The sequence below is a fragment of the Mesorhizobium sp. P2_B11 genome (assembly GCF_056404855.1).
In genome coordinates this window covers 104239-129327 of record NZ_JBFUDF010000006.1, presented here as the reverse complement: position 1 = coordinate 129327, position 25089 = coordinate 104239, and the positions used below count along the sequence as shown (strand labels likewise).

The 25089-nt window shown below is 62.1% G+C and carries 27 protein-coding genes; 11 read left to right on the top strand and 16 right to left on the bottom strand.

Annotation, left to right across the window (positions count from 1 at the left end):
* Nucleotides 1-32: 32 nt before the first annotated feature.
* From AC1DYJ_RS20015 to AC1DYJ_RS20005, 3 genes are all read right to left on the bottom strand, one after another.
* Nucleotides 33-1223, bottom strand: coding sequence for a hypothetical protein (locus tag AC1DYJ_RS20015; protein WP_477284202.1), 1191 nt, complete (start codon nucleotides 1221-1223; stop codon nucleotides 33-35).
* 115 nt (nucleotides 1224-1338) lie between these two features.
* Complete coding sequence (locus tag AC1DYJ_RS20010; protein WP_477284200.1) at nucleotides 1339-2529, bottom strand: arabinose transporter; 1191 nt, start codon at nucleotides 2527-2529, stop codon at nucleotides 1339-1341.
* Nucleotides 2530-2603: 74 nt separating this feature from the next.
* Nucleotides 2604-3938 (bottom strand): amidohydrolase family protein, encoded by a 1335-nt coding sequence (locus tag AC1DYJ_RS20005; protein ID WP_477284198.1) that lies wholly within the window; start codon nucleotides 3936-3938, stop codon nucleotides 2604-2606.
* A gap of 136 nt (nucleotides 3939-4074) precedes the next feature.
* Between AC1DYJ_RS20005 and AC1DYJ_RS20000 the strand changes: the two genes are divergently transcribed.
* From AC1DYJ_RS20000 to dusA, 6 genes are all read left to right on the top strand, one after another.
* Entirely contained in the window at nucleotides 4075-4980 is a 906-nt protein-coding gene (locus AC1DYJ_RS20000; RefSeq protein ID WP_477284196.1) for a LysR family transcriptional regulator, read from the top strand.
* 135 nt (nucleotides 4981-5115) lie between these two features.
* Nucleotides 5116-5775, top strand: coding sequence for a response regulator (locus tag AC1DYJ_RS19995; RefSeq protein ID WP_477284195.1), 660 nt, complete (start codon nucleotides 5116-5118; stop codon nucleotides 5773-5775).
* A complete protein-coding gene (locus AC1DYJ_RS19990; RefSeq protein WP_477284193.1) occupies nucleotides 5747-7138 on the top strand; it encodes a sensor histidine kinase in 1392 nt (463 codons plus the stop codon). The genes AC1DYJ_RS19995 and AC1DYJ_RS19990 overlap by 29 nt, the downstream gene beginning before the upstream one ends.
* A 368-nt stretch (nucleotides 7139-7506) precedes the next feature.
* Nucleotides 7507-8805, top strand: a complete 1299-nt coding sequence (locus AC1DYJ_RS19985) for an SEL1-like repeat protein (protein WP_477284191.1) — start codon at nucleotides 7507-7509, stop codon at nucleotides 8803-8805.
* 147 nt (nucleotides 8806-8952) lie between these two features.
* Nucleotides 8953-9330: an Ig-like domain-containing protein gene (locus tag AC1DYJ_RS19980; protein ID WP_477284189.1), complete on the top strand. Its 378-nt coding sequence runs from the start codon at nucleotides 8953-8955 to the stop codon at nucleotides 9328-9330.
* Nucleotides 9331-9677: 347 nt separating this feature from the next.
* Entirely contained in the window at nucleotides 9678-10679 is a 1002-nt protein-coding gene (gene dusA, locus AC1DYJ_RS19975; RefSeq protein WP_477284187.1) for a tRNA dihydrouridine(20/20a) synthase DusA, read from the top strand.
* 5 nt (nucleotides 10680-10684) lie between these two features.
* Here dusA and AC1DYJ_RS19970 read toward each other — a convergent pair whose 3' ends face one another.
* The gene (locus AC1DYJ_RS19970; RefSeq protein ID WP_477284185.1) at nucleotides 10685-11389 is read right to left on the bottom strand and encodes a TIGR02281 family clan AA aspartic protease; all 705 of its coding nucleotides are present in this window, start codon (nucleotides 11387-11389) and stop codon (nucleotides 10685-10687) included.
* Nucleotides 11390-11402: 13 nt separating this feature from the next.
* Complete coding sequence (locus AC1DYJ_RS19965; RefSeq protein ID WP_477284183.1) at nucleotides 11403-11636, bottom strand: DUF1289 domain-containing protein; 234 nt, start codon at nucleotides 11634-11636, stop codon at nucleotides 11403-11405.
* A gap of 198 nt (nucleotides 11637-11834) precedes the next feature.
* Between AC1DYJ_RS19965 and AC1DYJ_RS19960 the strand changes: the two genes are divergently transcribed.
* Nucleotides 11835-12833 carry a nicotinate-nucleotide--dimethylbenzimidazole phosphoribosyltransferase gene (locus AC1DYJ_RS19960; RefSeq protein WP_477284181.1) on the top strand — a complete coding sequence of 333 codons (999 nt, stop codon included), beginning with the start codon at nucleotides 11835-11837 and terminating at the stop codon, nucleotides 12831-12833.
* A gap of 9 nt (nucleotides 12834-12842) precedes the next feature.
* Here the strand turns inward: AC1DYJ_RS19960 and AC1DYJ_RS19955 are convergent, their stop codons facing one another.
* Nucleotides 12843-14363 (bottom strand): sensor histidine kinase, encoded by a 1521-nt coding sequence (locus AC1DYJ_RS19955; RefSeq protein ID WP_477284179.1) that lies wholly within the window; start codon nucleotides 14361-14363, stop codon nucleotides 12843-12845.
* Nucleotides 14364-14438: 75 nt separating this feature from the next.
* Here AC1DYJ_RS19955 and AC1DYJ_RS19950 point away from each other — a divergent pair, with 75 nt between their 5' ends.
* From AC1DYJ_RS19950 to AC1DYJ_RS19935, 4 genes are all read left to right on the top strand, one after another.
* Nucleotides 14439-15062, top strand: a complete 624-nt coding sequence (locus AC1DYJ_RS19950; RefSeq protein WP_477284177.1) for a thermonuclease family protein — start codon at nucleotides 14439-14441, stop codon at nucleotides 15060-15062.
* 57 nt (nucleotides 15063-15119) lie between these two features.
* Nucleotides 15120-15731 carry a glutathione S-transferase gene (locus AC1DYJ_RS19945; protein WP_477284175.1) on the top strand — a complete coding sequence of 204 codons (612 nt, stop codon included), beginning with the start codon at nucleotides 15120-15122 and terminating at the stop codon, nucleotides 15729-15731.
* Nucleotide 15732: 1 nt separating this feature from the next.
* Complete coding sequence (locus AC1DYJ_RS19940; RefSeq protein WP_477284173.1) at nucleotides 15733-16350, top strand: uracil-DNA glycosylase family protein; 618 nt, start codon at nucleotides 15733-15735, stop codon at nucleotides 16348-16350.
* Nucleotides 16351-16494: 144 nt separating this feature from the next.
* Nucleotides 16495-16986, top strand: coding sequence for an Lrp/AsnC family transcriptional regulator (locus AC1DYJ_RS19935; protein WP_006333679.1), 492 nt, complete (start codon nucleotides 16495-16497; stop codon nucleotides 16984-16986).
* A 398-nt stretch (nucleotides 16987-17384) separates the two neighbouring features.
* On the opposite strand, the gene AC1DYJ_RS19930 is transcribed toward AC1DYJ_RS19935, so the two are convergent.
* The 10 genes from AC1DYJ_RS19930 to AC1DYJ_RS19885 form a co-directional block, all read right to left on the bottom strand.
* Nucleotides 17385-17954 carry a DUF3299 domain-containing protein gene (locus AC1DYJ_RS19930; protein ID WP_477284171.1) on the bottom strand — a complete coding sequence of 190 codons (570 nt, stop codon included), beginning with the start codon at nucleotides 17952-17954 and terminating at the stop codon, nucleotides 17385-17387.
* 47 nt (nucleotides 17955-18001) lie between these two features.
* Nucleotides 18002-18580: a GNAT family N-acetyltransferase gene (locus tag AC1DYJ_RS19925; protein WP_477284169.1), complete on the bottom strand. Its 579-nt coding sequence runs from the start codon at nucleotides 18578-18580 to the stop codon at nucleotides 18002-18004.
* Nucleotides 18540-19244, bottom strand: a complete 705-nt coding sequence (locus AC1DYJ_RS19920; RefSeq protein ID WP_477284167.1) for a DNA alkylation repair protein — start codon at nucleotides 19242-19244, stop codon at nucleotides 18540-18542. Before AC1DYJ_RS19920 ends, AC1DYJ_RS19925 begins: the two co-directional genes overlap by 41 nt.
* Before the next feature lie 5 nt (nucleotides 19245-19249).
* Entirely contained in the window at nucleotides 19250-20119 is an 870-nt protein-coding gene (locus AC1DYJ_RS19915) for an NAD(P)-dependent oxidoreductase (RefSeq protein ID WP_477284165.1), read from the bottom strand.
* A 205-nt stretch (nucleotides 20120-20324) separates the two neighbouring features.
* On the bottom strand, nucleotides 20325-21146 hold the full coding sequence (locus AC1DYJ_RS19910) for an ABC transporter permease (protein WP_477284163.1): 822 nt from the start codon (nucleotides 21144-21146) through the stop codon (nucleotides 20325-20327).
* Nucleotides 21143-21862 (bottom strand): ABC transporter permease, encoded by a 720-nt coding sequence (locus tag AC1DYJ_RS19905; RefSeq protein WP_477284161.1) that lies wholly within the window; start codon nucleotides 21860-21862, stop codon nucleotides 21143-21145. Before AC1DYJ_RS19905 ends, AC1DYJ_RS19910 begins: the two co-directional genes overlap by 4 nt.
* Before the next feature lie 75 nt (nucleotides 21863-21937).
* Nucleotides 21938-22723 (bottom strand): ABC transporter substrate-binding protein, encoded by a 786-nt coding sequence (locus tag AC1DYJ_RS19900; RefSeq protein WP_477284159.1) that lies wholly within the window; start codon nucleotides 22721-22723, stop codon nucleotides 21938-21940.
* 217 nt (nucleotides 22724-22940) lie between these two features.
* Entirely contained in the window at nucleotides 22941-23450 is a 510-nt protein-coding gene (gene mobB / locus AC1DYJ_RS19895) for a molybdopterin-guanine dinucleotide biosynthesis protein B (protein WP_477284157.1), read from the bottom strand.
* Complete coding sequence (gene mobA / locus AC1DYJ_RS19890; protein WP_477284155.1) at nucleotides 23447-24079, bottom strand: molybdenum cofactor guanylyltransferase MobA; 633 nt, start codon at nucleotides 24077-24079, stop codon at nucleotides 23447-23449. The genes mobB and mobA overlap by 4 nt, the downstream gene beginning before the upstream one ends.
* A 4-nt stretch (nucleotides 24080-24083) precedes the next feature.
* On the bottom strand, nucleotides 24084-25004 hold the full coding sequence (locus AC1DYJ_RS19885) for a DMT family transporter (RefSeq protein ID WP_477284153.1): 921 nt from the start codon (nucleotides 25002-25004) through the stop codon (nucleotides 24084-24086).
* Nucleotides 25005-25089 lie beyond the last annotated feature (85 nt).

The window sequence follows — 25089 nt, the reverse complement described above, 5'->3', positions numbered from 1 at the left end:
CGTTGATTCTCTAACAACAGAGCTGGGATTCTCTACCAAAAGAACTGGGTGTGCCCAAGTGAGCGCATCAAAGCTTCCATAAAATAGTAGTCACCGTAGGGAAGCATGTTGTCCGCAAAGCCGGCAGTGACATGCGCGGCACCATGCGCGAGCAGGCCCTGAGCATCCGGATCTTGGGTGAGATCGCAACTGTCGAGCAGTCCGCCAAGCAGCCGCGCACCGAACGCACGCCAGCGCGCCGCCTCTTCCGGCTCGCACTGGTGGGCAAGCATGTACACGCCTGCGGCCATGATCGCGCCGGCGGAACTGTCGCGCGGTGCGTTGGCGGCGTCGGGCACCGAATAGTCCCAGACCGGCACGCCGTCCGTTCCCATCAGCGCCTCCGCCTTGGCGGCGAGGCGGCGGGCTGCGTCGAGGTAGAGCGGGTTACCGGTGGTGGCGGCGCACTGCGCAAAGCCATGGATCAGCCAGGCATGACCGCGCGACCAGCAGGAACCGTCGGCATAGCCCTGATGGGTCTCGCCGCGCAGCGGCTTGCCGCTGGCCGGATCGAAAACGAAGGTGTGGAAGCTGGTGTCATCGGCGCGCACCACATGTTTCAACGTGGTTGCGGCATGTCCCTCGGCGACATCGTGAAAGTCCATGCGCCCGGTCTCGCCATGCGCCCAGTGGAGCAGCGCCAGGTTTTGCATCGTGTCGGCAATGATGCGGCCATTGGCAAATTCGGCCCGCGTCCCACCATGAATGGAACGCGCATTCCAGGCCTGGATATAACGACCTTCCGGTCGATATCGGCCCAGCAAGGCTGTCGCGGCCTCGATCGCCATCCGATGCGCTTCCCGATCACCGGTCATCAGCCAATCGGAGACACAGCCCAGCGAGAACTGAAAGCCGAGATCGTGATCCTGCGCGTTGTGGTTGGCCAGAATGCCGCGGAACACAGGGCGGCGGGCACGGGCAGCGTTCAGGAACACCGGATCGCCGGTCAGTTGCAAAGCCAGCCACAATTGTCCCGCCTGGAAACTGATCACCCAGTCATAAGGGCCGCAATAGCTCCATGTGTTGTCGGCAAGGCCGATCTTGGGATTGCGCAGGCCGATGACGGGCATGGTGGCGCGCAGCCGCTCGATGCAACGGGCCAGCGCCTGCTGGCGCCGGTCACGCTGGGGGTCCGGATCGGTGACCTCGACGGCCTGGAAATAGCTGCTTCGTTCGATGCCCATTGTGCTGACCTTGTTCAACTGCAGGTCATTTCGCACGGCACAAAAATTTCTGTCAACGGAGAAACTTTCTCAACGAGATAGAAGTTTCTAATCTCGTTTGCCGTCCAGCAGACGATCAGCTTTCCTGGCGGCGTGCCGTGGAGATCAACGCCACGCCAAGCAAGGCGCTGGCAGCGCCAAGCAGATAGACGGCGGCGTAGCCAAACTGTCCAGCCACAAAACCGGCTGCCGGCCCCGCGAGCCCATAGGCGATGTCGAGGAAGGCGACAAAGGCGCCCATGGCACTGCCCCTGTTTGCGGGCAGAACGCGCTTGAGAGCTTCGACGCCAAGGGCAGGAAAGATCAGCGCGCAGCCAAGTCCGGTGACCAGGGCGCCGGCGAGTGCGAGGCTCTCATGCGGGGCACTCCAGATCATCACCTGCCCGATGGCTTCAACGACCATGGACCACAGAGCGACACGATAGCCGCCGATCTTGTCAGGCAGATGCCCGAGCACGATCCGCGTGAAGATGAAGCCGATGCCGAAGGCCGTCATCACCAGGCCGGCATGGCCCCAGCCATGCGCGGCGAAATAGAGCGAGGCAAAGGCGGTGAGGCCGGAAAGGCCGACACCCTGCAGCATCAGGCCGAGACCTTCGCGCCAGATCTGGCCGACGACGCGGTAGAAGGGCAGCCGTTGGCCGCCGGGTGTCATGTACGAGGTCGCGGCAAAGGCGATTGCCGCAGCGACAAGCGGCGCCACGACGCAGGCAACCATGGCGGCGTCGAGCCCATAGGCCTGATAAAGCGCCATGCCGACCGGTGCACCGACGGCAAGGGCGGCGAACATCGCAATGCCGGTCCAGGACATGGACATGCCGGCGCGTTGCGGGCCGACCGAGGCGATAGACCACGAGACGCAACCGGTCACGAATTGACTCTCGCCAAACCCGGCCGCCAGACGGCCGACAATCACGATGGCGAGGCTGAATGGTGGCGACAGTCCCGGCAGCGCGGCGAGGAAATAGAGAACGCCGGCGCCGGCGCAGACGACCGCGCCCTGAAGTGCTGCACGCTTGCCGCCTTGCTGATCGGTGACGCGCCCGGCATAGCCGCGCGTCAGCACCGTTGCCAGGAACTGGATGCCGATGACCAGCCCGACGATCAGGCTGCTGAAGCCGAGTTTGTCATGGACGAACAACGGCAGGGCCGGCAGCGGCAGACCGACGCAGAGGTAACCGCAAAACAGCGCGGCGATGATGCCCGGGGCAGGGCGCGAAAGGTGAACCGCCGCGAGGTTCGCGTTGTTGGTGGCGATTGCTGACATGACAGCCTCCTTGGGATGGGTGGGGATTGGCGCGCCGCGCGACCATTGGCAGCGGCGCGCGCGATCAAGCGGGCTTAACCGGCAGCGCGTGCCGGGAAGAGGCTCGTTCGATATCCGCTTGCATCGAGCAGATAATCGCGAGACGCAGTTGCTTCGGACGCCAGCTTGGCGAGGTCGATGTCGAGCAGCGTGCCGGCGCGTTTGCGGATCTTGCCTGCGACCATCACGGTATCGACATTGGAGCGTTCGACCGCCTGGACGATCGTGCCGACCGCGTTGGTAACAGGAAAAACGGCGACATCGTCGGTGCGCACCATGATGATGTCGGCCTGCTTGCCCGGTGTGAGCGTGCCGACACTGCCTTCCAGGCCGGCGGCACGGGCGCCATTGACGGTGGCGGCCTCGAGCACCGCTTCGACGGAAATTGGCGCCGGCACGTTGGCTTCGCCGCGAAAGCGGCGATACCGCATCGCCGAGCGCTGCTGCCCGAACAGCACATGCATTTCGCCGAACAGGTCGCTGCCGAAGGCGGTGTCGAGGTCGATACCGAGGGCTGGCGTCAGACCATGGTCGATTGCCTGCTGGTAGGCAAAGCCGTCGTCGTCAAAGCCGAACAGCGCGTCGGAACGCGGATTGACCGTGACGTTGACGCCGGACTCGGCAAACAGGTTCCAGGTTTCTTCCGGCAGACGCGTGCAATGGTTGAAGATGTTGTGCGCGCCGAGCAGACCTTTGGCGGCAACCTCCGGCGGCAGTTTCGCAAGATCGCCGATGAACTCGGTCAGGATCCGCATGTCGAGGTAGCGCGCGACCTTCCACCAGTCGAGATTGAATTGGCCGAACAGCCCGACGCGCACCAGGTCATCGGAATTCCAGTTACTTGCCAGACGTTCGAGATCGCCAGGGAGGTGCGCGCTCGACGCCTTCTTGTCCATGGCCGCGCCGACCATATGCAGGGCGCGGATACCGGACCCTTTGAGCGCGTCGAGCGCTGCATCGGTGTGCTCCGGGCTGCGCGAACTGTGGCAGGCGTCGATGATCGTCGTTATGCCGGCATCGAGCGAGGCGGCCGCCGTCAGGCTGGTACTGACATACATGTCGTGCGGGCGGTAGTGAGCCCCCAGCGTTTCGGCGACGACGCCAATATAGGCGAAGAGATCATCGACGTCAGGCATGAGGCGGCGCATCGCGCCGAGCCACATATGATGGTGCGCGTCAATCAGGCCCGGCATCACGATGCTTGCCGAAGCGTCGATCACGTCGGCGCCATCCGCCTGCATGTTTGCACCGATCGAGACGATACGGTCGGCCTCGACCAGGACGTCGCCGGTCGCGAGATTGGGGACAGCGGCATCCATCGTGATGACGGTGCCGCCCTTGAAGAGAGTGCGAGGATTCTGCGTGCTCATGGTCAAATTCCTTTCCAGATGCGCGCTGGACGGGCGCCGCATGGCCGGCCTTATCGCTCCTGGGAGAACTTGAATTAAGTGCGCTTATGTCAGATACTTCCTGACTTAAAATCAGGAATTGCCTCGGGAATTACTCATGGCGTTCGATGGCAGGATCTTGTCTGGCGTAAGCGTGCTGGCGGCGGTGGTCGAAGGCGGCAGCTTTGTCAAAGCTGCGGACCTGATCGGCATCACCGATTCAGGCGTCAGCCGGGCCATCGGCCGCCTCGAGGCGCGTCTGGGCGTACGCCTGCTTGATCGCACGACGCGATCCTTATCGCTCACCGATGAGGGCCGGCGCTTCTATGAAGAGGTGAAGCCGCACCTCAATGCGATCGAGGATGCGGCGGTTGTCGCCTCGGGCACGGTCTCGGCGGTGCGCGGCCGTCTCAAGGTCGACATCGATCCCTTCTTTCTGCCACTGGTTCTGGCGGGCCGACTCGGCGCCTTTTGCGAGCGCTATCCCGACCTTACCATCGAGTTTGTATCGAAAGAGCAGTTTGGCGATCTGGTGTCGGACGGCATCGACCTTGCGATCCGCTTCGGGATGCCACGTTTCTCGGCCTTGGTTGCGCACAAGCTTATCGAAGCCCCGATCCTGACGGTCGCGTCGCCGCGCTATCTGGAGCGCCACGGGCGGCCCGGCCACCCCTCGGATCTGACGCGCCACCGATGTCTGCAATTCATGGACCCGCACAGCGGCACGCCCTTCGACTGGGCCTTCGTGCGCGACGAGGAGACGATCGAGGTTTTGACCAGCGGTCCGCTGACCTTCACCGACCCCAAGTCGATGCTGGAGGAATGCATTGCCGGCACCGGCGTCACCCAGGTCATCAGCTGGGGCGTCAAGGAGATGCTGGCAGACAACGTGCTGGTCGATCTCTTTCCGGACTGGCATGGCGAGCTTTTCCCGCTCTTTGCCTTCCATCCATCGCGCAAGCATCCGCCCGCCAAGGTGCGCGCCTTCGTCGATTTCTGCATTGAAGTGTGTCGGGAGCTGTAACGGCAATTGATCTCCGGTTGGGGCGGCGCGCCTTCTCAAATGCACAAAAGAGTGTTTCGCGAGAGAGCGGAAGTTTTGCCATAACTTCCAGTAGTTTTCTGCAGTCGAGGGCAGGGCTGGATTGTGGCGCGGCTATTGGTACTTGAAGATGAGGGCGTTCTGGCGCGCCATGTGAAAAGCTCGCTTGAACGCGCGGGACATGCCGTGGACGTCGTTGAGAGCATTGCCGAGACTATTTATGCAATTCAGGCAGCTGCTTACGACTTACTCATCCTCGACAGGCGAGTGCCTGATGGCGATGGCGTGCAAATTCTCGATCACGTACGCGAAAATAGATTGACCGTTCCTGTGATGTATCTGACGGCGCGCTCTGCTTTGGACGAGCGGGTAGCGGCACTTAATGGGGGAGCTGACGACTATTTGTGTAAGCCATTCGAGGCAGCTGAACTGGTTGCGCGGGTTGGCGTGCTGCTGCGCCGGCCAAGAACCATGGCCTCCTCGACGATGGTGGCAGGCAACATAACCCTCGACAAGGCCAGACACGCTGCAACGGTCGCCGGTATGCCGTTGGCGATCGCGCGCCGCGAGACCATGCTGTTGGAGCAACTCGTTTCGCGCTCAGGCCAGGTCGTCACGCGTGAGGCTTTGGATTCCAAGCTCTTCACTTTCGCCGACGACATTTCGCCCAATGCCATCGAAGCCAGCGTCTATCGCCTGCGTGTCGCGCTCGCTGGTTTGGGGGCGGACCAGCAAATACATACCGTCCGTGGCATCGGGTATTGCCTTGCGCCTTAGCGGGCGTCTGTTCGGCTCGATCGGCATTCGGTTGAGTCTTCATCTCTCTTTGCTGTTCGTGCTTTTTGCTGCGGCCTGTGCTGCCCTGATCGTCTACCAGCTTTCCAACATCGACGAGACAGCCCGGTCGCTGCGCCTGCAGCAGCAGGCGCGCGAAGTCGGGACCGCCCTGCGCCTTACGAACTCGGGAGCGCTTACTGTGGAACTGCCTGCCGAAAGCATCGGCGGTTACCACGACGAGGCGCCGACTTTCTTCTACGCGCTTCGCGACAATGCCGGCAATCTGGTCATGACGTCGTCGAACGCCCTGCGAGACAGGTTCGGTATCCGATTTCTGCGCGACATGACGGCTGGCGAAGCTGACACCGAGGCGAGGGATGGCCTCGACAACGCTTTCTATTTTCTGGCGGAGCCTGTGGATGCACCCGATCGGGAAAAGTTGCTGCTGATCGTCGGGCAACACGCTTCGCAGATCGATGCACTGCTGCGGGATGTCGAATGGCGGTTGCTGATGGGCACGCTGCTGGCAGCCATCCCAATCTGCCTTATCGTGTTCGTCGCCAGCCTTGCGATCGTCCGCTTCGGCCTGGCGCCGGTGCGCAGGCTATCGCAAGAGGCCGACAGGATCGGGCCCGGCGATCCCGCCGCCCGTATCGCCGAGGCCGATCTGCCGCTAGAGCTGCGCGGCCTGGCCGAAGCCGCCAATGCGGCGGCGGGCCGGCTCCAGCAGGCCATCACCAGCCAGCGCCGCTTCACCGCGGATGCGGCGCATCAGCTGCTGACGCCGCTGGCGCTGCTATCGGCCCGGATCGAGCAGAGCGCGGTACCACATCCCGATCCCGGATTGCGCGGCGATCTCGTGCGCATGCAGAACCTGGTCAGGCAGTTGCTCAACCTGTCGCGGCTTGCCGCCGTGCCACCGTCTCGGGAGAAGCTCGATCTCAGAACCGTCGCCAAGGAAGTCGTCACCGCCATGGCCCCTCTCGCCATCGCGGAAGGCAGGAACCTTTCCTACGAAGGTCCAGACGCCCCCTGCGTGACCACCGGGGACGCTTCGGCGATCGGCGAGGCGCTTGCCAATGTCATTCGCAACGGTCTTCGGCACACAGGGCTCGGCACTTGCGTCGACATAGCGGTAGAAGAGCCGGCCAGCATCACAGTCGCTGACAGGGGGGGCGGCATTGCCGAGGCGCATCGGCAGCGTCTGCTGGAGCCGTTCTTCACCACGCAGGCCGACAAGGGCGGCTCGGGCCTCGGCCTGGCCATCGTCGACGAGATCATGCGCCAGCATGGCGGCGCTGTGGACATAGAAAATCTCTCGGAAGGCGGTGCCCTGTTCCGCCTCAGATTCAAGGCAAACTAAGTCTGATAGCCGCGTAAGACGAAGTCGGCCATCGTCAAATGGACCGCCGGCAACGGCTCGCCGCAATCACCCGCACCACTCAGTCTCGAATGGCTGCCCGTGCCAAGTGGCAAGGAAATTCGCAACTAGCCCACGGGGAAAATCGCTTTCGGGCCGGACTTCGTCAGGTTGTCATCAGGTTGGCAGTGTAACTTACCTGCCAAAGTGGGTGGCCAAAGAGGTTACTCAAGTAGACAAACCGGAGATGGCCTCAAGTGCGACATCCGCCCGTGAGATGCGCAGTCACGTCCAATGCATGGGCATTAAATGCGTAGAAGAAGCACCGTTTCCGCAAATTCGGAACTCTTGATCCCGCGTAGATCGTAACAATGATTAATCTGGCAAATTACAAGATAACAATCCTGACTGTGGTCTGCGCTGTAATGCCGATTCTCACTCCTCCGGCACGCTCTCTTGCGGGTGAGTTAATCATAACAGAGCAATTTACATGTGGAGCGCTCGGCGATCCCGCAACGCGACAGGCTTGGGAAAATGACGCTGCCTCAGGCAAGACGGCGGCGCTGAACAATCTCGGGTTTATGTATGTATTAGGTTGCGGTGTGAAGCCGGACGCCCAGCGCGCAAGGGACTACTTCGAGCAGGCCGCCGACAAGGGCGACGCGCAAGCGGAGCACAATCTGGGATATCTCTACGATAGGGGCAGCGGCGTGGCCCAGAACAGCGCTCTTGCTTTTGCCTGGTATACCAAGGCGGCGGCCCAGGGATTTGCTCAATCGGAATTGAGCTTGGCCACAATGTATCAACTCGGCCGAGGAGTACCAAAGGATCCGGTCAAGGCCGCCGAACTCCTCCGCCGGGCGGCGGACCAAGGGTTTGCGCTTGCCCAATTTCAGCTCGGTGCAGCCTATGAGAGCGGCGAAGGCGTTGGGCGCGATTATGCGCAAGCGATGATGTTGTATCAGAAAGCGGCAGCCCAGAACGATCCCACGGCGACGGCGGCAATTGGCTATTTGTATGAATATGCCCGGGGTGTCCCTCAGGACTTCGCCGCTGCCATGCGCTGGTATCGGGCTGCTGCCGCGCTAGGCAGCCCTATCGGGGAAAACAATCTAGGTGGACTTTATGACGCCGGTAAAGGCGTCGCACCAGATGCCGCACAGGCTGCCCGTTGGTACGCAAAGGCCTCGGCGCAGGGACTGTCCGCGGCCAGTGCCAATCTCGGCGCCCTCTATGCGGCCGGCAAAGGAGTGCCGCAAGATTATCAACGCGCCATCGAATTGTTTTCGATCGCGGCTCAGCGTGGAAATGCCAAAGGTGAGTATAATCTCGGAACGGCCTACTTAACCGGCAAAGGTGTGGGGCAAGATTATGCCCTCGCTCGCCACTGGCTTGAAAAGTCAGCAGATCAGAGCAATCCGAGAGCGCAATATAATCTGGCGGCTATATATATGAATGGCATGGGAGTTGAAAAGGATATTGAAAAATCAATAGCACTATTTAAAGAAAGTGCCAAAAGCGGCGACCAGGACGCTCAAAGCGTGCTTGGAACCATCTTTGAATTTGGTATTGGTGTAACAAAAGATCGATCGACTGCTATCATGTACTACAAGCAAGCCGCAACGGCTGGCAATATGAAGGCAAAAGAGGCCATCAAGCGCCTTTTGTGATGAAGCATCTGTTTTCAGGCGCCGCATAAATGAGCGTGGTTGCCGAAATTCGCACTGGCGAGCGTCGCATCATCGATTATCTGATCTCGCCATTGGTCCGAGACGAAGTCGACATACCTCTCAACACCAGCCAGAAAGAGCTATGCCATGAAGCCTATCAAATTTGCTGTTCTCCTTACGCTCGTCAGCCTTGCGGGGGTTGGCCCTGCATCGTCCGCGCAATCGGACGCATGTCCGTGGCGAGTACGTCTCCATTTCGGGGTAGACACCACCGGCAGCGCAATGGCCCATAGCGGTCAAAAATGCGTTTTTCCCGTCTTCATCCATGGCACCGGTAGCGTCTCAAGTCTGAAAATCATTTCCGCTCCTCAGCATGGCGCCGCGTCGGCTCCAAGCCGCTCAAGTCTCACCTATCAGTCTCAAAAGGACTACAGGGGTACCGACACCTTTGTTTTCGTCATAGCCGCAAAAAACGCAGAGCGCTCTGGTGAGTCGAAAGTTACCATGACCATCAAGGTCGACTGAGCCGGAGGTCGGCTTCGGCGAAGCTTGGCAGTCGCGAAGACTTGCCGGGCTTCGTCTACGCCCGAAATTCCCTACCGAATAAAAGTCAGAATCTTCCGATCCCAAAAAAGGTCGCTCGGGAGAGTTCTATCCCACTCAATTGTCGTCCAGTCGACGAGCCAGTCGGACGCCTGATCCTCCTCCATTCTGTGAAATGAATTCGATCCCTCCGCCCCAGGAATCGTTGGAGCGAACTATCCTTCACACCATAGGCGACAGCTACTCGGGCCAATGCCGGTAGGAAAATGCCGCGAAATCGCCTATGTGAGCGGCAAGTCGGACCGTTTACAGCGGCAGAGTCACTACGAATGCAAGAAAACGATTACAACAGCGTCCGGATTTCGGTCGCCCCCATGATGGACTGGACGGACCGGCATTGCCGGTTCTTCCATCGCCAGTTGACGCGTCGCGCGCTGCTCTACACCGAGATGGTGGTGGCGGACGCCGTTATCCATGGCGCTCGTGAGCGGCTGCTTGGCTTCGACGACGCCGAACACCCGGTAGCGCTCCAACTCGGCGGCTCCGATCCGCAAAAGCTTGCCGAGGCAGCGCGCATCGGCGAGGCCTTCGGCTACGACGAGATCAATCTCAATGTCGGCTGCCCGTCCGATCGCGTCCAGTCCGGTACGTTCGGCGCCTGCCTGATGAAAGTGCCCGACCTCGTCGCCGATTGCGTGGCGGCGATGAAGGGCGCGGTGAAAATCCCGGTGACGGTCAAATGCCGCATCGGCGTCGACGAGCAGGACCCCGAGCCGGCGCTCGATGCGCTGGCCAACGGTGTCTTCGTGGCTGGCGCCGACGCGCTCTGGGTGCATGCCCGCAAGGCCTGGCTTGAGGGGCTGAGCCCGAAGGAAAATCGCGACATCCCGCCGCTCGATTATGACAGGGTCTATCGCCTCAAGGCCGGAAAACCGAACAAATTCATTGGCATCAATGGCAGTGTTCAATCGCTCGAGGAGGCTGCTCGGCACCTCGACCATGTCGATGGCGCCATGCTCGGCCGCGCCGCCTACCACACGCCTGGCATTCTAGCAGGCGTCGACGCAGCATTTTATGGGGCTGAATCCGGCGCTTTCGATTTTGCCGCGCTGATCGACACGATGGCCGACTACGCAGCGCGCCACATCGAGCAGGGTGGGCGGCTCGGCCACGTCACCCGCCACATGGTCGGCCTGTTCCACGGCCTGCCCGGCGCGCGCCGCTTCCGGCAGATTCTGTCCACCGATGCGACGAGGCCCGGCGCTGGGCCGGACGTGTTGCAGGCTGCTTTCGCGGCTGTCGACTTCGGCCGCACTGAACAGGCCGCCTAGGCGCTTCAGTCGCGCAAAATCATCCGGTCGCCGCGCACGTCGAAGCCCGACAGCGAGCCAATGAAATTCATGCCGAGCAGGCTCTGGCTGAGCGCGCCGGGGGCTGCGACCATGACCTGCATGTTCTTGCGCACGATACCGCCGATCGCCAGTTCGTCGGTTCTCACCGAAGCTGCGCGCGCCATGCCGTTGGCGGTCGAAACCGGAACGGTGAAGCTCAGCGCTGCCGGGTTGAAACCTGCCGCTTGCGCGTCTTCCGCCGTCAGCACCGTGCTGGTCGCGCCGGTATCGACGACGGTGCGGATCGACGCGCCATTGACGGTGATGCGGGCTTCGAAATGGCCGCTGTCGGCCTTGTCCAGGGTCACGGTGGCATGGCCGTCCTCGACGCCGAGTGCCAGCGGGCTGCCGGGAACAAGGCCGGCCGTCACCCGGCTGGCGAAATCCTGCAACTCGTAGCGGTACTGGTAGCCGGCCACCAGCGCCAGCACGATCACGGCCCAGGTGCCGAGATTGCGGGCCATGGCGCCGAGCGGCCTGCCGGATCGGATCAGGCCGGCGCCGACCAGCACGCCGATCGCGCCCAGCCAGACAAGCCTGCCGAAACCGTTATTGTCGATGCCGAAGGTGGTGCCGGCGTCGTTGTTGGCCATCAACAGCACCACCGCGATGCCGATTGCCGCCATCACGATCCAGAACAGACGGTTCATGGGACCTGCCGTTTCACGAGAGGACGTCGCGTTCGCGCGCCATGCGAGTGCGGCGGGTTTCCCGGCGCGGCCGGCGCTCGACCGTTTCCAGCCGGGCCGGCAGTTCGGCCATGACATTGCGGCGCACCTCCGGCGTCATGCCCATCCAGGCGCCGATTTCATCGCGCGTGCGGCCGCACCCGAAGCAGAAGCCGGTTTTCATGTCGATCGAACAGACCAGGATGCACGGAGATTCGATGGCCGTCATGATGTTCTCTTGGAGATCCCTTTGCGGAATCCCTTGTCTCGCTTCCACATGGTGCAACGGCAAAGCCAATGCAAGCCCTTCGGATTTCGCCGCCGGCAGCCGCTTTTGCGGCACGGCGCGGTCATTGCGGCTTGATGGTTGTGCCGGCCGGGCAAGGCGGCTATGCCGCTTTCAACCCAAGAGACGAGCACCCACGCCATGACCAGCGCACTGCCTTTCGACGATTTCCGCGATCTGCTGGCGAACCTGCCGCCGGCTGACGAGCCGGCCGAGGCGCGCGTGCGCACGCTGTTTGCCAGGGCCGACAAGCCGGCGGGTTCGCTCGGCCGTATCGAGGACATCGCGGCCTGGCTAGCCGCCTGGAGCGGGCGCGCGCCGCCGGCGGTGAACCGGCCCCTGGTGGCGATTTTCGCCGGCAATCATGGGGTTACCCGTCACGGCATTTCGCCGCGTACGGTGGCTGCGACCGCCAATGCCGTCGAGCTTTGTGCCGCAGGCGGCGCCGCAATCAACCAGGTCTGCATCGCCAACGATCTTGGCCTGAAGGTGTTTGACCTGGCACTGCACATTGCCACCGCCGATATCACCGAGGACGCGGCCCTCGACGAACGCGGCTGCGCCGCGACCATGGCCTTCGGCATGGAAGCGATCGCCGGCGGCGCCGATCTGATCTGCCTCGGCGATCTCGGCGTCGGCAATTCCACCGTAGCGGCCGCCTTGTGCGCCGCCTTGTTCGGCGGCAACGGCGCCGATTGGGTCGGCCCCGGCTCGAGCGCCGACGCGGCGATGCAGGCACGCAAGGCCAAGGTGGTCGATACCGCGCTCGCCTACCACGGTGCGGCTCTGAAGGACCCGTTGGAGGCACTGCGCAGGGTCGGTGGCCGCGAGTTCGCTGCCATCGCCGGCGCCATACTCGCCGCCCGGATGCAAAAAATCCCGGTGCTGCTCGACGGCTTTGCCGCGACCGCCGCGGCGGCCGTGCTGCACGCTGCCAATCCCGCCGCGCTCGACCATTGTCTGCTGGCCAGCCTGTCGCCGGAGCCCGGTCAAAGGCTTGCCGCCGAGCGGCTCGGCCTCATTCCCCTGTTTGATCTCGGCGTCAGCCACGGCGAGGGGGTAGGGGCCGCCCTTGCCGCCGGCCTGGTCAAGGCCGCCGCGCTGACCAGTTCGGGCATGGCCCTCGCGGTCAAAGCCTAGAGCAGGCTGTCAACGCCGCCGCGCCGCTACCGCCTTGGTCGGCAGCGCCGGCAGTTCCTCCATCACCCGGCTGAGCGGGAAGATGGCGATCGCTTCGGTGCCGACGCGCAGTTGGGAATGAAGCTCGAATTCGCCGCCATGCATGGCGAGCAGGCCCTGCACGATCGGCAGCCCGAGCCCGGTGCCCTGTTCGGCGCTCTTGATGGCGATCGAGCCCTGGCCGAAGGCGGACAGCACGATCGGAATTTCGTCGTCGGGTATGCCCGGCCCATTGTCCTTGACCGAAATGTATTGGCCGCCGCCCGCCGTCCAGCCGACGCGCACACGAACTTCGCCGCCGGTGGCGGTGAATTTTATGGCGTTGGACAAAAGGTTGAGCGTGATCTGCCGCACCGCGCGCTCGTCGGCAAACAGGCGCGGAAGCGCGCTTTCGAAATCCTGGACGATGCGGATGTCCTTGTTGCGCGCCTTCAACTCCATCATGTGGCAGCAATCTTCGGCGATGTTGAGCAGCATCACTGGCTCCTCGTTGAGCTGGTAGCGGCCGGCCTCGATGCGCGACAGGTCGAGGATCTCGTTGATCAGGTCGAGCAGGTGCTGGCCGGAATCGTGCACGTCGCGGGCGTAGTCGCGATAGGTGGGATTGCTCATCGGCCCCAGCACCTCATTGGCCATCACCTCGGAAAAACCGAGAATGGCGTTGAGCGGCGTTCTTAGTTCATGGCTCATCGAGGCGAGAAAGCGCGACTTCGCCAGATTGGCCTCTTCGGCCCGCCGACGCGCTTCGTCCGACATCGATTTCGCCGTTTCGACCTCGGCGATCAGCGCATCCTTTTCGGAGCGGAACGACAGCAGCATCAGCGACGACTGGTTGAGATGGCGCGCGACGTAGGCGAAGAACGGCAGCGCCGCGACCAGCAGTGCGACCATCATCGTCTCGACCGACATCCACAGTTTCGATTCGGGATAGGCATAGACCGCCACCGGAACAACAAAAGTGGCGAGCAGCGAGCCGCGCAAGGACGACGCCGTAATGGCGGTCGCCGCCATTGCCAGCAGCAGCACAATCGCCTTAATCACCTGGAAATGGTCGGTCTGGCAGGTGGCGCAGCCGAGCCAGGCGAACCAGGCCCAGCCGAGGCCGCACAGCGAATGGCCGATCAGAAAATCCCGGCGGGTCCGAACAGGGTCGAGTTCGGCCGCTTCGGTGCGCTCGACGCGCCGTGCCATGAAGGCGACGATCGAATAGCAGATCAGCGTGAACAGCGCCCAGATGCTGATCTGCTTGTCCATGCCCGCCAGAAGCCCGGCCGCAGCGATCGCCAGCACCAAAAGCGGAATGACGGTGGCGCCGCCCACCATGGCGCGGGCATGCAGCTTCAACAGCTCGCGGTCGAAGTCGAGATTGCCGACCTGTTGCGAAAGACGGTCACGCGTTCTGCGCACCGCGCGCGCCACATCGCTGTTGCGGTGCGGTTTCCTGCGGTCCACAATGAATTTATCCGCTGTGTTCGAGCGTAGCAGAGGCATGGAAACTTCGATTTATGCGCGCAGCGATCTCAATTCGTTAAGCTACGTTCGAATGATTAAGAGACTGTTTGCCATATGAGCCGTTCGTGGTCGCCAAGGCCGCGCCGGCGATACTATCCGCCGCCACCGCGAAGCCTGTGGCGCAGACTGCTGGATTATGCGCTGACGATCATCCTGCTCGGCCTGCTGATCCTGCTCGCCGCACGCCTCGACCGTTTTGAGACGCGCAAGGCTGAAGGGAGCGCGATCGTCAATGACGGCGATTCGCTGACCCTTGGCGCTGAACGTATCCGCATGCGCGGCATCGATGCTCCGGAATACCAGCAGATCTGCAGCAAGGACGGCGCCGACTATGCCTGCGGGAAACTGGCGCGCCAGGCGCTGGTGCGGCTGATATCGGGCAATCCGGTGACCTGCAGCGGCTGGCAGCGCGACCGTTACGGCCGCCTGCTCGGCGACTGCAAGGCCGGCGGCAAGGATTTGAACCGCACCCAGGTCGAGGCCGGCTGGGCCGTTGCCTATGGCGACTACGAAACCGAGCAGGCCGTTGCCCGCGCCGGCAAGGTCGGCATCTGGGCCGGCACCTTCGACCAGCCGCAAGACTGGCGCGAAAGCCACCATGAAGGCGCAGTCGAACGACGGCACGGCACGCTGGCGTCGCTCGGTGACGCCTTGCGCGAAATCTTTCGCTTCCGGTGAGAGGCAGGCCGTGTCCTATAGTTGCAAGCCCTGCGGGCAAAGATCGGGAGGATTGAGATGAAACTGTTCGACGGTGGCCGAGCCCCCAATCCGCGGCGTGTCCGGGTCTTCCTCGCCGAGAAAGGCATCGAGGTGCCGCTGGTGCCGGTCGACATGGGCGCAATGGGGCACAAACAGGAGCCGGTCAGCTCACGCAACCCGCTGCAGCGCCTGCCGGTGCTCGAGCTCGACGATGGCTCCGTCCTCACCGAATCCGTCGCCATCTGCCGCTACTTCGAGGAATTGCACCCGGAGCCGGCGCTGTTCGGGCAAGGCGCGCTCGGCAAGGCAAAGGTCGAGATGTGGCAACGGCGCATGGAGTTCAACCTGCTCAGCTGCGTCGCCCAGGCCTTTCGCCACATCCATCCGGCGATGAAGGAGTGGGAAATTCCGCAGATCCCAGAATGGGGCGAAGCCAACAAGGCGAAAGCGGTCGAATTCCTGCACCTGCTCGACGCCGAACTGGCGAAGCGGGAATTCGCCGCCGGCGATGCCTATTCGATCGCCGACATCACCGGGATGATCGCCATCGATTTCATGAAACCGGCGCGCATCAAGGTGCCGGACGAGTGCGCCAACGTGCTGCGCTGGTACGGCGCCGTCACCGGCCGGCCGAGCGCTTCCGCTTGAGATGGAGGCAGAGCTCGAACGACTGACGGCAACGGTCCGCGCCTGTCGCATCTGCGTCGACAATCCTGTGGGACGGCCGCTGCCGCATGAACCGCGCCCGGTGCTGCTTCCGTCATCCAGCGCCCGCATCCTGCTTGCCGGCCAGGCGCCAGGCACCAAGGTGCATGTGTCCGGCATGCCGTTCACCGACGCGTCCGGCGACCGCTTGCGAAGCTGGTTGGCGGTCAGCGCGGGGGAATTCTACGACACGGAAAAATTCGCCATCGTGCCGATGGGTTTTTGCTTTCCCGGCCAGGACGCCAAGGGCGGCGACCTGCCGCCGCGCCGCGAATGCGCGCCGGCCTGGCGCGCGCAACTGATGGCGCTGATGCCGCAGATCGATCTCGTGCTGACCATCGGCTCCTACGCGCAATCCTGGCATATGGGTGAAGCAAGGCGGCCGTCGCTGACCGAAACCGTGAGAGACTGGCGCGCCATCTGGGACGCGCCGGCCAGCCAAAAAGTGCTGCCGCTGCCGCATCCGTCATGGCGCAATTCAGGATGGTTGAAACAGAATCCATGGTTTGAAATGGATTTGCTGCCCTTCCTGAGATCGGAAATCCGCTATCGCATCGCTTGAGCTTTAAGCAAGATATCACTCGCTTTTGTGCCGTTCGGCAGAATTTCTTTCTTGTGAAAGGCCGAAATAAGAGGGAGTATAGCCAATCTATTCCCAAAGCGCGTCGCGCCTCAGGGAACGCGGCCTGCACCAGGGAGCACCTCAATGGATCGCCTCGACAGAAAAATTCTCCGCCTCCTGCAGGAGGACGCGACGCTCGCGGTCGCCGATGTCGCCAAGAAAGTCGGCCTGTCGACGACGCCGTGCTGGCGCCGCATCCAGAAGCTCGAGGAAGAGGGCGTCATCAAGCGGCGCGTCGCCATCCTCGACCACGAGAAGGTCAATGTGCGCGTCACCGTCTTCGTGTCGATCCGCACCAATTCGCACAGCCATGAATGGCTGCGGCGCTTCTCCGAAGTCATCCAGGAATTTCCCGAAGTGGTCGAATTCTACCGCATGAGCGGCGACGTCGACTATCTGCTGCGCGTGGTGGTGCCCGACATCGCCGCTTACGACGCCTTCTACAAGCGGCTGATCGCCAAGATCGAGATCCGCGACGTGTCGTCGTCCTTCGCCATGGAGCAGATCAAATACACGACCGAAATGCCGCTGGACTACATGGTGCTGGACAAGGAGTCGGGCGCCAACGCGGCCTGAGTTATTCGTCTGTCGCACGACAGCGGTGGCTGCACGGGAATGGATAAGCGACCTGCCTCAGTGGGGGCGGGTTTCAGCGCTCCTTCGACAAATAGCCAAGAGCGATTTCACCGGCAATAAGGGCAATTGCCATGTATGCGAAATACTTTGGGTAGTTCTTGTAAAGAAAAGTAAATATGGAGAATTGCACATACGCGCTAGCAAACCATATGACTGGGTAAGGGCCGAACGCTCGCCTAATAAACTGCTTCAGGGGGGTATCGCTGGGTATTTGGAAAAAAATCAGACGTTTGATAAGCATCACCAAATATATCCTTGCATATTTGGAATTGCAACTTGGCCTAAAATGAGGGTATCGAAAGAGCCTTCACAGTTGGGATTGCGGAAGGCAGCACCGCCTAGTTCTTCTTTTTGTTGAGAAAACTCCAGGGCGAGTAGACCGGCAGCGTGACCGCATCCGGCACATTGTCGACAGCCACCACCTCGGCTTTGCGCACGGTGTAACCGGACTGGATGATCGAGACGCCGTCGAGAATAAACAGCTGGCTTTTCTCCATGCCGGGCTGCAGGGCGCCGGTCACGGCAACCGCCTCATAGGCTTCCGACATCTTGTAGGGATGGGCCGGTGTGACCAGCACGATCTGGTTCGGCGGCGGCGTCGGCATGTGGCTGCAGGCGCCCGTCCACGGCACCAGCAGGAACTGGTAGACGAGGTCGCCATCGCGGTCGACCGGCAATGCATAGCCGGCTAATTGTACCGTCTTGTCCTGCAGGTTGAGCGACAGCGTCTCGCCATGATCGGCCAGTTTTGCCGCGATCATCGGCAGGTTGGCATCTTCGGCCACCGCTTGCGTCGCCGGCCGCAGATCCTTCCAGAAGATGTGCGCGGTCTGCGCCGAGGCATCGAACACAGTGGATGCCAGCAACATGGTTGCGAGCGCCAGGGTCGGTTGGAGATGTCTGCTCATCGGCCGCTTCCTTTGTGCTGGGAGTAAAGACGCCGTGGCCAATCGCGTCAACGCTCGAGCCGCATCACATGTCTGCGAGAGCCGGCCATGCCGATCTCGTGGAACCCGCGAGCGGTGAACATGTCGCGAAATCCCATGAAGCGGTAGCTTGGCGAGGCCTCGTCGATGGGGTAGGCCTCGATCGTCTTGGCGCCCTTGGCAAAGGCGTGATCGATGGCCGCGTCGAGCAGCGCAGCCGCCAGGCCGCCGCCGCGCAGCGCCCTCGGGATATAGAAGCACGCGATCGACCAGATGCCGGTCTCGCCGTCGTCTTGTCCGGGTGACAGCTTGCGGTAGGTCTGGCGCGGCGCGACCGAGCACCAACCGACGGTCTTGCCGTCGAGTTCGGCCAGGATGCCGACCGGCGTGCCGGTCTCGACAAGCGCCATCATCATGCGTTTCTTCTCGTCGTTATCGACATGCTCGCGGCTGGCGTGGCGCCAGGCCATACACCAGCAATATTTTGGTCCTCCCGGCGCCTCGAACAGGTTTTCGAAATCGCCGCGGGTTTGCCGCGTCACCTCGGCAAAACGCAGTATTGCCAGATCAGGCTTTTCTGGCGGCGATCCGCTCGAGCGTTTTGGCATTGGTCAGCTCCCGGACTGCATCCTTGCCATTCCAGCGTGCCGTCTTGTCGGTCGACTGCGCCAGGCGTTCGGCCACGGCAAGGGCAGCGCCGTGCATCTCCACCGATCGCTTGCCGATCGAGCGAAGTGCCCAGTTTACGGCCTTCTTCACGAAATTGCGGCTGTCGGTGGCATGCGCTTCGATGATCGGCAGGAAGCCGAGGAAGGTCGCGACCGGCTCTTGTTTCCGGTGCACGACGGACCATGCCATCATGGCAAAGGCCGTGCGTCGAACGAACTCGCGCTCGTCGGCCGCGAACTCTTCGATCAGTTCCTTCCAGGCGTCCGTGTCGACGAAGAGATCGGAGACGCCGTCGACGATATCCCAGGAATCGAAGGACGCCGCCCATTGCCTTGCATCCGCAGCGGAAAACCGCTTCGGGTCGGCCGTGACGGACGCGATGAACTGCGCCTCCATGATGCCGGTCTGCCAAAGCTCGAAGGCGCGTTCGTGGTTGCGCTTGATCTTTTTGGCGATCTGCCGCTGTACGCCATGCGAAATGCCGAGCGCCCGTTCGATCTTGATGCCGTAGCGCAGCATGCCGCGGCGATTGTCCTCCGAGCCGATCGACCGCAAATGCGCGACGATTTCGTCGGCGCTGGATTGGGGCGATAGCTCGACCATCCCGCCTATTTTTCCAGACGCGCCAGCAGCGACGACGTATCCCAGCGCTTGCCGCCCATCGCCTGGACATCCTTGTAGAACTGGTCGACGAGTGCGGTCACCGGCAGTTTGGCGCCATTGCGGTCGGCTTCGTCGAGGCAGATGCCGAGGTCCTTGCGCATCCAGTCGACGGCAAAGCCGAAATCATATTTGCCGGCATTCATCGTCTTGTGGCGGTTCTCCATCTGCCAGGAACCGGCAGCACCCTTGGAGATCACCTCGATCACCTTCTCGATGTCGAGCCCGGCCTTCTTGCCGAAATGGATGCCTTCGGACAGGCCCTGCACCAGTCCGGCGATGCAGATCTGGTTGATCATCTTGGTGAGCTGGCCGGCGCCCGACGGCCCCATCAGCCCGACCATGCGGGCAAAGGCGTCGATTACCGGTTTGGCCTTATCGAAGGCAGCCTGGTCGCCGCCGACCATCACAGTCAGCACGCCGTTTTCGGCACCCGCCTGGCCGCCGGAGACGGGCGCGTCGAGGAAGGAAAAGCCGGCTTTTCCAGCGGCTTCTGCCAATTCGCGCGCGACCTCGGCCGAGGCGGTGGTGTTGTCGATAAACACCGAACCATTTTTCATCGCGGCGAAGGCGCCCTTGGCCCCGGTCGTCACCGAGCGCAGATCGTCATCATTGCCGACGCAGGAGAAGACGAAATCCTGGCCCTCGGCCGCCTCGGCCGGCGTCAAGGCAAGCTTGCCGCCATGCTGGGCCACCCATTGCTCGGCTTTCGCCGCGGTGCGGTTGTAGACGGTGACGTCGTGGCCGCCTTTGTTCCTGAGGTGCCCGGCCATGGGATAGCCCATCACGCCAAGACCGAGAAATGCCACAGATGCCATAGGTTTGCCCTTCAGATGGAAGCGAAATTGTCCGCGCAAGCTCTAGAGCATGATCCCGAAAAGTGGAAACCGGTTTTCGGAAAAGATCATGCTCAAGAAAAAAGTTAGAGCCCCATCCCGATCTCATCGGGATGGAATAGGCTCTAGGCTCTGCGCGCAATTCGTCAAGACGCGCATGATCCGATCGACTGGTGCAGCCTGCCGGTCAACGCTTCAGATGTATGGTGATCCGGCGTTCGATCCATTCAACGCCATGGCGCAAGATCTCGACCATCACCAGATAGACGAGGGCGACCCAGATATAGGCCTGGATGTCGAACGAATTGGCAAAGGCAAGCTTGGCCTGACCCATCAAATCGTAAACGGTGATGATGGCGACGATGGCCGAGGCCTTGACCATCAGGATCAACTCATTGCCATAGGGGCGCAAGGCGACGATCAACGCTTGCGGCAGGATGATCTTGCGCAGCGTCTGCAGCTTGTGCAGGCCGAGCGAAGCAGCACCTTCCCACTGGCCTCTCGGCACGCTCTCGATGGCGCCGCGCAGGATCTCGGCCTGATAGGCGGCGGTGTTGAGTGAGAAGGCAAATACACCGCAGTTGAACGCGTCTTTGAAAAAATCCCAAAGACCAATCGTTTGAAGCTCAACCCTGAATGATCCCAGCCCGTAGTAGACCAGGTAGGTCTGGACCAGCAGCGGCGTGCCGCGGAAGAAATAGACATAGCAATAAGCGAGGCCGGACAGGAACCGGTTGCTGGACATGCGCCCATACGCCACCGGCACCGACAGGATCGCTCCGAGCACCATCGATATGCAGACCAGTGACAGCGTGGTTCCAAGGCCTTTCAGATAGGCCGGGGCATATTTGGCGAAGAACTCGGCGTTCCAGGCAAAGATCAGATAACTGACGATGCCGAGGCCGAACAGGATCCAGAAACCGACCATCGCATAGCCGATGACACGGCTGCGTGGCCAGCCGCGCGCTCGTGGCGGCGGCCGTTCGACAATGGCGGCTGTGACGCTCATCGTTGCGCCTCGCGCCGCCCGAGCGAGCGCAGGATCGCGCTGGTGGCAAAGGATGAGACGATAGCCAGACCAAGGAAGACCATGGCCGCGACGCCATAAAACAGGAACGCGTGCTTGGTAACGCGGGCGGCCGTGTAGGCATTGCGCAGCGTCTCGGCGAGGCCGACGACCGACACCAGCGACGTATCCTTGAGCAGGCTGAGCCAGCAGTTCTCAAGTCCCGGAAACGCGATGCGAAGCAGTTGCGGCAAGATCACCTTGCGCATGGTCAGCCAGTTCGACAGGCCGATGGCATAGCCGCCCTCATACTGACCTTTCGGTATGGCGCGAAAGGCCGAAAGAAACACCTCGCTGGCATAGGATGAAAAGATCAGCGACAGCACGATCATGCCGGCGACGAAGCTGTTAACGTCGATGGTCGCGTCCGGTCGGAAATATCGCACGAGGTGTTGCAACAGGATCGGCACACCGAAGAAAAACAGGAACAGCGTCACCAGTTCCGGCAGGCCCCGGAAGACGGTGGTGTAGATGTTGGCTGCCAGCCGCAGCGACGGTTCGTCGGATTGTTTGGCCCAGGCGACGAAAAAGCCGATCGTCAGGCCGATGGGCAGCGTCGCCAGCGCAAGCGCGATGGTGACCAGTGCGCCATAGGCAATATCGTCAATCCAGCCATCGGGTCCCCAACTCAGAAGTATCCATATGTTCTGGCTTGGCATTGACGGGTCTTGTCTCCACTTCTGTCACGCCAAGGCGGCAGGAGAAATCTCCCCCTGCCGCCTCGTTTCAGATGATCAGGACTCGGCGCCGTAGACGTCGAACTTGAAGTACTTGTCGTTGATTTCCTTGTACTTTCCGTTCTTGCGGATAGCGTCGATGGCGCTGTTCAGCTTGTTGACCAGATCCGTCTCGCCCTTGCGCACGGCGATGCCGGCGCCCGGTCCAAAGATCTCGACCGGCTGCGGCGAGGGCTGGCCGAGAATCTTGCAGCAGGCGCCTTCAGGCGAATCCAGGAACTGTTGCAAAACGACGATATCGTCCTCGATCGCATCGAGACGCCCATTGGCGAGATCGGCCTGCTCTTCGGGGCTGCTCGGATAACCCTTGACCGTGCTGTCGGTGTAGGTTTTCGAGGCATAGTTGAAGTGCGTGGTCGTGGTGGCGACGCCGATGGTCTTGCCGGCCAAATCTTCCTTGGTCACGCCCTTGAGGGTCGAATCTTTCGGCACGGCCAGCGCCGAGGGGGTGTTGTAGTATTTGTTGGAGAAGTCGACCTTTTCCTTACGCTCCGCAGTGATCGACATCGAGGCGACGATGGCGTCGAACTTGCCGGCCTGCAGCGCCGGGATGATGCCGTCCCAATCCTGGGCGACGAAGGTGCATTTGACCTTCATTTCGTCGCAGAGCGCCTTGGCGATGTCGATGTCGAAGCCGACGAGCTGGCCATCGGCGGTCAAATTGTTGAAGGGGGGGTAGGCGCCTTCGGTACCGATTCTCAGGGTCGTTTCCTGAGCCTGGGCGACGCCGAGCGTCAGCAGCGCAGCCGATGCGGCGAGCGCGATACGCAGTGCAATACGCATGATAGTCCTCTCTTTATGGCTCCCGGCCGTCGTTCCGAAACGGCTCTTGTGGGGCGGTGCTTTTGACCGCCCGCTGGCGCGATACTCCCACTGTTTTCGGGAGAAAAGCAACTGTAAAACCGTTGCTTGCGGGATTTGCGGGTCCAGCCAATGCTGACGCCGGGTTAGCCAATGAAACAGCTGGAGAGAGCGGCTGAACCGGGCTCGGGCAGGGGCCTCAGGGTTTGAGGCCGGTAGTGCGCTCGATGAAGTCGGCTATCCCTCCCGTGTCGTTGAGATCGAACACCGGCAGGCTTTCGCCGGTGATTTCGAAGTCCGCGGCGATCGCCACGATATGCCCGTCGTTCGCCGAGAGCGGCGAGCGGTCCTTGGCCCCCAGGCGCCGGGTCTCGATCTTTTTGTGCGCCTCGCGCTTGTAGCCTTCGACCAGCACGATGTCGCACGGTGCCAGTCGCGACAGGATCGTCTCCAGCGTCGGCTCCTCCTCTGCACGCAATTCATGCATCAGCGCCCAGCGCACGCCCGACACAATCGCGACCTCGGTGGCCCCCGCCTGGCGATGGCGGAAGGAGTCGGCGCCCGGCTTGTCGATGTCGAACTCATGATGGGCATGTTTGACCGTCGACACCGTCCAGCCGCGCCGAACGAGTTCGCTGACCAGCTTCTCGGTCAGTGTGGTCTTGCCGGAATTTTTCCAGCCGGTGATGCCGAAGACGCGTCTGCTCATGGCCCGATGCTCTGCAACAGACGTTCGGCCACCGCAAGATCGTCGGCAACATTGATGTTGAAGAACGGGTCGATCTCATCGCCGCCGGCAGCCAGCAACGGAAACTCCACCTCGATAAAGTCATGGCGTTCGATGAAGGCGGAGACCCGCCTGTTGTCCTCATCGACCAGGAAATGGCGCAAGGCCTGACGCAGCCCGAGCGGCCACAGCGCGAAGGTCGGATGCCGCCTGCCGCCGGAGCTGGCGACCGCAATTGAGCGTGGCCGACCGGCCGCAGCTTCGGCCAGCCTTGCGACCAGATCCGCCGGCAGGAACGGCGTGTCGCCGGCGGCCGTCACCAAGGATTTGCAGGCAGTGTTTGCCGCCGCCCATTCAAGGCCGGTGAGGATCCCGGCAAGCGGTCCGGCATAGCCTTCCACCGTATCGGCAAGAATTGGAAGTCCGAGTGCCGCAAAGCGCGTCGGATCACCATTGGCGCTCAGCGCCAGCGGTCCGACCTGCGGCGACAGGCGGGCAACGACATGGTCGAGAAGCGGACGCCCTCCAAGGCTAAGCAAGGTCTTGTCGCCGCCGCCCATGCGCCGTGACAGGCCTCCGGCCAAAATAATCCCTGCAATGTCTCGGCTCATGGTTCTATATGCCGTCCGGCGCCATGTTGGGTCCAGCGCTTTCGGCGGCGGGCTTTTGGCGACCGACGACCCGCTCGCGATAGAGCGCGTAAAGGCCGGAGGCGATGATAATGGCCGAGCCGACGATCATCGGCAGGTCGGGGATATCACCGAAGATGCCGAGGCCGAGCAGGATCGACCACAGCAACGCGGTGTAGCGGAACGGTGCGATGAAGGAGATATCGCCCGAACGCATCGCCATGATGATGAACTGGTAGCCGATCAGCACCAGCACCGCTGCCAATGCCAGCAGCGCCGTGCCTTTGCCCGTCATCGGCGTCCAGCCGCCCATCGGCGACAGCAGCACGGCGCCGACAATGGTCATGGCGATCGCGGTTGCCGTCGACACCAGCAAGGTCGGGATGGCCCGCGGAATGCGCTTGGTGGCGAGGTCGCGCACCGCGCAGCAGGCGACGCTGACGAGTGCGTATATCGAATAGACGCTGAATCCTTCAAAACCTGGCCGCACGATGATCAGCACGCCGCCAAAGCCGACGGCGATCGCCAGCCAGCGCCGCCAGCCAACGCCTTCGCCAAACACAAGCGCCGCGCCCATCGTCACCGCCAGCGGCAGCGCCTGCAGCACCGCCGAGACATTGGCGATCGGCAGATGCGCCAGCGCAACGAGGAAGGCCACGGTGGCGCCGGCCTCGCTGACGACACGCAGCGCGACCAGCGGCTGCAGCATCGAGCCTGGGCGGGCCAGCGCGCCTTGCTGCCAGGCAAGCAGACCGACAAGCACCGACGCAAAGGCGCCGCGCACCAGCATGACCTGCGCCATGTTCATCGATTCCGACGAGAACTTGGTGATGGCATCATTGAGGGTGAAGCCGATCATGGCCACCATCATGAACAGCGCACCGCGGAGGTTTGGCGAAAGAGGCAAGGGCGTTACCGGTTTTGCACTCAGAGTGCGTCACACTGAAACGAAGCCTGTAGCAGCCCGCGGCAAGACAGCAACGTCAAAGAAA

Excerpts from the sequence above, each read along its gene's own strand:
- AC1DYJ_RS20015 (WP_477284202.1), bottom strand. The coding sequence starts at position 1,223 with ATGGGCATCGAACGAAGCAGCTATTTCCAGGCCGTCGAGGTCACCGAT.
- AC1DYJ_RS20010 (WP_477284200.1), bottom strand. The coding sequence starts at position 2,529 with ATGTCAGCAATCGCCACCAACAACGCGAACCTCGCGGCGGTTCACCTT.
- AC1DYJ_RS20005 (WP_477284198.1), bottom strand. The coding sequence starts at position 3,938 with ATGAGCACGCAGAATCCTCGCACTCTCTTCAAGGGCGGCACCGTCATC.
- AC1DYJ_RS20000 (WP_477284196.1), top strand. The coding sequence starts at position 4,075 with ATGGCGTTCGATGGCAGGATCTTGTCTGGCGTAAGCGTGCTGGCGGCG.
- AC1DYJ_RS19985 (WP_477284191.1), top strand. The coding sequence starts at position 7,507 with ATGATTAATCTGGCAAATTACAAGATAACAATCCTGACTGTGGTCTGC.
- AC1DYJ_RS19980 (WP_477284189.1), top strand. The coding sequence starts at position 8,953 with ATGAAGCCTATCAAATTTGCTGTTCTCCTTACGCTCGTCAGCCTTGCG.
- dusA (WP_477284187.1), top strand. The coding sequence starts at position 9,678 with ATGCAAGAAAACGATTACAACAGCGTCCGGATTTCGGTCGCCCCCATG.
- AC1DYJ_RS19970 (WP_477284185.1), bottom strand. The coding sequence starts at position 11,389 with ATGAACCGTCTGTTCTGGATCGTGATGGCGGCAATCGGCATCGCGGTG.
- AC1DYJ_RS19965 (WP_477284183.1), bottom strand. The coding sequence starts at position 11,636 with ATGACGGCCATCGAATCTCCGTGCATCCTGGTCTGTTCGATCGACATG.
- AC1DYJ_RS19960 (WP_477284181.1), top strand. The coding sequence starts at position 11,835 with ATGACCAGCGCACTGCCTTTCGACGATTTCCGCGATCTGCTGGCGAAC.
- AC1DYJ_RS19955 (WP_477284179.1), bottom strand. The coding sequence starts at position 14,363 with ATGCCTCTGCTACGCTCGAACACAGCGGATAAATTCATTGTGGACCGC.
- AC1DYJ_RS19950 (WP_477284177.1), top strand. The coding sequence starts at position 14,439 with ATGAGCCGTTCGTGGTCGCCAAGGCCGCGCCGGCGATACTATCCGCCG.
- AC1DYJ_RS19945 (WP_477284175.1), top strand. The coding sequence starts at position 15,120 with ATGAAACTGTTCGACGGTGGCCGAGCCCCCAATCCGCGGCGTGTCCGG.
- AC1DYJ_RS19940 (WP_477284173.1), top strand. The coding sequence starts at position 15,733 with ATGGAGGCAGAGCTCGAACGACTGACGGCAACGGTCCGCGCCTGTCGC.
- AC1DYJ_RS19935 (WP_006333679.1), top strand. The coding sequence starts at position 16,495 with ATGGATCGCCTCGACAGAAAAATTCTCCGCCTCCTGCAGGAGGACGCG.
- AC1DYJ_RS19930 (WP_477284171.1), bottom strand. The coding sequence starts at position 17,954 with ATGAGCAGACATCTCCAACCGACCCTGGCGCTCGCAACCATGTTGCTG.
- AC1DYJ_RS19925 (WP_477284169.1), bottom strand. The coding sequence starts at position 18,580 with ATGCCAAAACGCTCGAGCGGATCGCCGCCAGAAAAGCCTGATCTGGCA.
- AC1DYJ_RS19920 (WP_477284167.1), bottom strand. The coding sequence starts at position 19,244 with ATGGTCGAGCTATCGCCCCAATCCAGCGCCGACGAAATCGTCGCGCAT.
- AC1DYJ_RS19915 (WP_477284165.1), bottom strand. The coding sequence starts at position 20,119 with ATGGCATCTGTGGCATTTCTCGGTCTTGGCGTGATGGGCTATCCCATG.
- AC1DYJ_RS19910 (WP_477284163.1), bottom strand. The coding sequence starts at position 21,146 with ATGAGCGTCACAGCCGCCATTGTCGAACGGCCGCCGCCACGAGCGCGC.
- AC1DYJ_RS19905 (WP_477284161.1), bottom strand. The coding sequence starts at position 21,862 with ATGCCAAGCCAGAACATATGGATACTTCTGAGTTGGGGACCCGATGGC.
- AC1DYJ_RS19900 (WP_477284159.1), bottom strand. The coding sequence starts at position 22,723 with ATGCGTATTGCACTGCGTATCGCGCTCGCCGCATCGGCTGCGCTGCTG.
- mobB (WP_477284157.1), bottom strand. The coding sequence starts at position 23,450 with ATGAGCAGACGCGTCTTCGGCATCACCGGCTGGAAAAATTCCGGCAAG.
- mobA (WP_477284155.1), bottom strand. The coding sequence starts at position 24,079 with ATGAGCCGAGACATTGCAGGGATTATTTTGGCCGGAGGCCTGTCACGG.